Source organism: Micromonospora sp. NPDC051296 (assembly GCF_040682255.1).
In the GTDB taxonomy this organism is placed as follows: Bacteria; Actinomycetota; Actinomycetes; order Mycobacteriales; family Micromonosporaceae; genus Micromonospora; species Micromonospora craterilacus.
On record NZ_JBFBAO010000480.1, the window covers coordinates 1 to 4,334 of the forward strand.

At 73.0% G+C, this 4,334-nt stretch carries 5 protein-coding genes and 3 tRNA genes; 7 read left to right on the forward strand and 1 reads right to left on the reverse strand.

Annotation, left to right across the window (positions count from 1 at the left end; genetic code table 11):
* Window positions 1-158: 158 nt before the first annotated feature.
* The 7 genes from idi (at window position 159) to AB0M52_RS31270 (ending at window position 3,952) form a co-directional block, all read left to right on the forward strand.
* Window positions 159-749 carry an isopentenyl-diphosphate Delta-isomerase gene (idi, locus tag AB0M52_RS31240; protein WP_363961151.1) on the forward strand — a complete coding sequence of 197 codons (591 nt, stop codon included), beginning with the start codon at window positions 159-161 and terminating at the stop codon, window positions 747-749.
* On the forward strand, window positions 739-1,683 hold the full coding sequence (locus tag AB0M52_RS31245; protein ID WP_363961153.1) for a MerR family transcriptional regulator: 945 nt from the start codon (window positions 739-741) through the stop codon (window positions 1,681-1,683). Before idi ends, AB0M52_RS31245 begins: the two co-directional genes overlap by 11 nt.
* Before the next feature lie 171 nt (window positions 1,684-1,854).
* A complete protein-coding gene (locus AB0M52_RS31250) occupies window positions 1,855-2,649 on the forward strand; it encodes a polysaccharide deacetylase family protein (RefSeq protein ID WP_363961155.1) in 795 nt (264 codons plus the stop codon).
* A gap of 154 nt (window positions 2,650-2,803) precedes the next feature.
* Window positions 2,804-2,876, forward strand: a tRNA-Glu gene (locus tag AB0M52_RS31255).
* Between the two features lie 33 nt (window positions 2,877-2,909).
* Window positions 2,910-2,983 (forward strand) — tRNA-Asp (locus tag AB0M52_RS31260).
* Between the two features lie 103 nt (window positions 2,984-3,086).
* Window positions 3,087-3,160: transfer RNA gene (locus AB0M52_RS31265), tRNA-Phe, on the forward strand.
* A 279-nt stretch (window positions 3,161-3,439) separates the two neighbouring features.
* Window positions 3,440-3,952, forward strand: a complete 513-nt coding sequence (locus AB0M52_RS31270; RefSeq protein ID WP_363961157.1) for an SRPBCC family protein — start codon at window positions 3,440-3,442, stop codon at window positions 3,950-3,952.
* A 40-nt stretch (window positions 3,953-3,992) separates the two neighbouring features.
* On the opposite strand, the gene AB0M52_RS31275 is transcribed toward AB0M52_RS31270, so the two are convergent.
* A partial coding sequence (locus AB0M52_RS31275) for a hypothetical protein (protein WP_363961159.1) occupies window positions 3,993-4,334 on the reverse strand: 342 nt, incomplete at its 5' end.

A 4,334-nucleotide genomic window follows, 5' to 3' on the forward strand; every position in this document is an offset into this window, starting at 1 on the left:
GCACCGGTCACTGGCCAACGTGGTCTTCGTCGGCTCGGGCACCCAGCCCGGCGTCGGCGTCCCGATGGTGCTCATCTCCGGCAAGCTCGCCGCCGGCCGCATAACGGGGGAAGGCCATTGAGTGCGAGCAGCGCAGTCACGAATGAAGGATGGCTCTGATGTCCCTGTCGCGGGAGGGTCACCTGGTCGAACTGGTCGACGACGCGGGTCGCCCGATCGGCGAGACCACGGTAGCCGCCGCCCACCAGCCGCCCGGTCAGTTGCACCGGGCGTTCTCCGTGCTGCTCGTCGCGCCGGACGGTCGGGTGCTGCTCCAGCGCCGTGCCGCGGTGAAGACCCGCTTCCCGCTGCGCTGGGCAAACGCCTGCTGCGGTCACCCACTGCCCGGTGAGCCCCTGGCCGAGGCCGCCAACCGCCGGCTCCAGGAGGAACTGGGCGCCGGCCCCGTTCCGCTGACCGAGGTCGGGGTCTACGTCTACCGCGCCGAGGACCCGGCCACCGGGCGGATCGAGGTCGAGTACGACCACGTCCTGTGCGGCGAGTTCCACCCGGGCGCGCAGCTTCGCCCCGAGCCGGCGGAGGTCGCCGAGGTGCGCTGGGTGGACCTGGCGACGCTGATCGCCGAACTCGACGTCGATCCCGACGCGTACGCGCCGTGGCTGGGCGGGGTGGTGGACCGGCTGCTGCACCCGTCGGACCCGGCCGGGCTGCCCGCCGGTGACGCCCCGGAGCGGTCGGGTGGCCGATGAGGCGCTGAGCGCGGGGGCCGTCGCCCGGCGACTGGGCGTCGCGGTGACCACGCTGCGCACCTGGCACCAGCGGTACGGGCTCGGGCCCAGCCAGCACGTCCCGGGGCACCACCGGCGCTACACCGTGGGCGACCTGGCCCGACTGGAGGTCATGCGGCGACTCACCGCCGAGGGGGTCAGCCCGGCCGAGGCGGCCCGCTGGGCTCGGCAGGCACCCGACACGGTCCCCGGCGGCAGCACCGTCCAGGCCCGGTTGAGGAACACCCGCGACGGCGGTGGCACGACCATCCCGGTCGGCCGCGCCGGGCCGGCGGCCCGCGGGCTGGCCCGGGCCGCGATGCGGCTGGACGCGGCGGCGATCAGCGAGACGATCTCCCGCACCATCGCCACCGACGGGGTCGTCGGCACCTGGGACCGGCTGCTGCGTCCGGTGCTCGTCGGCATCGGTGAGCGGCACGCCGCGACCGCCGCGCTGATCGAGGTCGAGCACCTGGTGTCCCGGTGCGTCTCCACGGCGTTCGCCGCGGTCACCGCGGCCCGCCCCGCCACCGGGCCGCCCCGAATCCTGCTCTCCTGTGCCGACGAGGAGCAGCACAGCCTGCCGCTGGAGGCGCTGGCCGCGGCCCTCGCCGAGGCCGGCGTCGGCCACCGGATCCTCGGCGCCCGGGTGCCGGTGACCGCCCTGCTGGATGCGGTCGACCGGACCGGGCCGGCCGCCGTGATGGTCTGGTCGCACACCCGGGTCACCGCCGACCCGGCTCAGCTCACTGCCCTGCTGACCGCGCCCCGCCGACCGCTGTTGGTGCTCGCCGCCGGGCCGGGTTGGCAGGCCGACGCGCTGCCCGCCGGAGTGGTGCGCCCGATGGACCTGACCGAGGCGGTCTCGCTCGCCGTGACCATCCGCGACTCGCTGGACCGTCCGGCCGCGTCCTGACCGCTTTCGGGGTCCCGGTCGCACGACGAGGTCCTGGTCACACGACGGGGTCCGGACCGGTCGGCTCGGCACGGAGGGCGGTCGCCTCCTGACCCGCCGTGGACCCACCTAAAAGGGATGAACTAGCGTCAGGTTTGTCCGCGTACCCCGAACCCCTCTCGGGAGCGAACGATGCGTAACCGTGCCCTGCTCGCCTGCGCCACGGGCCTGGTCCTGCTGGTCGCCGGCTGCGGCGGTGGCGGCAGCTCGCCGCCGCCCAGCGCCACGCCCACCCCGGCCAGCCCACCGCCCTCTGCCGCCCTGCCGCCGGAGGCGGCCCCGTCGCCGACTCCCACCAGGCCGCCGAAACCCCCACTGCGGGCGCTGCCGGCCAAACTGCCGGCCGGCCTGGTCCGCACCACCGGGGTCGAGCAGGTGGCGCTCACCTTCGACGACGGGCCGGACCCGACCTGGACGCCGAAGGTGCTGGACCGGTTGAAGGCGGCCAAGGTCAAGGCCACCTTCTGCGTGGTGGGTACCCAGGTCCGCAAGCACCCCGAACTGGTCCGGCGGATCGTCCGGGAGGGCCACCAGCTCTGCAACCACAGCTGGAACCACGATTTCGACCTGGCCCGGCGGCCGGTCGCCGAGATCCGCGCCGATCTGGTCCGTACGAACAAGGAGATCCGGCGGGCGGTACCGGACGCGGAGGTGCCGTTCTACCGGCAGCCCGGTGGCCGGTGGACCGCCGAGGTGGTACGGGTCGCGAAACAGCTCGACATGCGGTCGCTGCACTGGACGGTCGACCCGCAGGACTGGGCCAAGCCGACCGCCGCCACGATCCGGAAGCGGGTGAAGCGCTCCGCCCGACCCGGTGCGGTGGTGCTGCTGCACGACGGGGGCGGCGACCGGTCCGCCACGCTCGCCGCCTGCCCGAAGTTGATCGCCGCCCTGAAGCGCGACCACGGCGTCACCAAGCTCCGCTAGACCCATCCTGACCTGCGGTTTTTCGCAGCCTTGCGGCTGGGGCCATACCGGTTTGGTCGTCCGGTGCGGCATCACGTATGCTTTCCAAGCCTCCGGCGGGGCCGGATGGGAGCAAGTCCGCTCAACGTTGCGAGTATGCAATGATGGCGGGGCCGCCCTCATCGTCTAGCGGCCCAGGACGCCGCCCTTTCAAGGCGGTAGCACGGGTTCGAATCCCGTTGGGGGCACGGTCCGGCTTCGGCCGGATGCAACAACAGCTAGGTCCTGTGGAGCAGTTGGAGTGCTCGCCGCCCTGTCAAGGCGGAGGTCGCGGGTTCAAGTCCCGTCAGGACCGCAAGCGCTGACGCCGCGCACCACGCGCGGCGTTCCGCGTATCGGGGCATGTGACCCAATCGGCAATGATCCCGCCGGCCGGGTAGCATGAGCCCAAGCACCACGGCCAGGTAGCTCAGTTGGTACGAGCGTCCGACTGAAAATCGGAAGGTCGGCGGTTCGACCCCGCCCCTGGCCACATAGCCTTTCGCCGGGCTTAGCAACGCCGACCAGCGATTCGCCGGTCGGCGTTTTGCTTTCGGCATGACTACCGCACCTATCTGTCTTCGCCCGACGCCGTCACGGAGCTGCTGCACCAGGCTGGGCTGGTCGTCACCGCGCGGCTGATCCAGGAGCCCGGCCCGGGCCTGAAGCGGCCGCAAGCCTGCCTCCTGGCCCGAAAACCCGAGTAGCGCTGCGTTTGGCTGGCGTTACCGAAAGCTGCGCACCCGGGCATCAGCCGGTATGGTCCGGGCCTATGGGACAGGGGATGGCCGATCCGACCGACATCCAACAGGATCATGAACGGTTCGCGCTCCGCAGCACCCTGCTCGTCCCCGCGTCCGCCGAGCAGGCGTACGACGTGTTCACCGGGAACCTCGCCGACTGGTGGGTGACCGAGTACACCTGGTCCGGGCCGGCCCTGCTCGCCGAGTTGGGCATGGAGCCCCGGGCCGGCGGGATGCTCTACGAAGTCGGCCCGTACGGCTTCCGCAACGACTGGGGACGGGTCCTGACCTGGGACCCGCCCCGCCGACTGGTCTTCACCTGGCAGATCGGCGCGGACCGCGCACCGGTGCCCGACCCGGCGCGGGCCAGCGAGGTCGAGGTGCTCTTCACCCCCGACGGGCCCGGCACGCTGGTCGAGGTCGTGCACCGGCACTTCGACCGGCACGGCACCGCCGCGGAGGGCTACCGGCAGGCGCTGACCGCGGGCTGGCACGAACTGCTCTCCCGGTACGCCGCAACAGTGATCCACGGCCCGGCATGAGGCGCCCGGGCCGGGTCGCCGCGCCGGCCGGCGGCGACGGTCAGGTGGCCCGGTGGCGCAGCGTGGCCACGGTCGAACCGGCGAGGGTGAGCAGGCACTCGGGCAACAGCCCGTCCGCCGCCGCCGCACCGAACAGCGCCTCGGCGGTGTCGAGGTCGGAGTTGGCGTACGCGCTGACGAAGCGGGCCACCCACCGGGCGTCGTACCCGGCCTGGTCGATGCCGGGGAATTCGAGCGCACAGGCCCCGGGCGGGCCCGGATCGCCGACCATCGTCGCGGCCAGGCACCACGCCACGTCGTACGCGCCGACGAGGCCGGCCCGGTCGACGACCGCATCGAAGGTTCCCACCACGGCGTCGGGGTCCCCGTCGAGCGCCGAGCG

Coding starts and splice junctions, on each gene's coding strand:
- AB0M52_RS31270 (WP_363961157.1), top strand. CDS start 3,440: ATGGGACAGGGGATGGCCGATCCGACCGACATCCAACAGGATCATGAA.
- idi (WP_363961151.1), top strand. CDS start 159: ATGTCCCTGTCGCGGGAGGGTCACCTGGTCGAACTGGTCGACGACGCG.
- AB0M52_RS31250 (WP_363961155.1), top strand. CDS start 1,855: ATGCGTAACCGTGCCCTGCTCGCCTGCGCCACGGGCCTGGTCCTGCTG.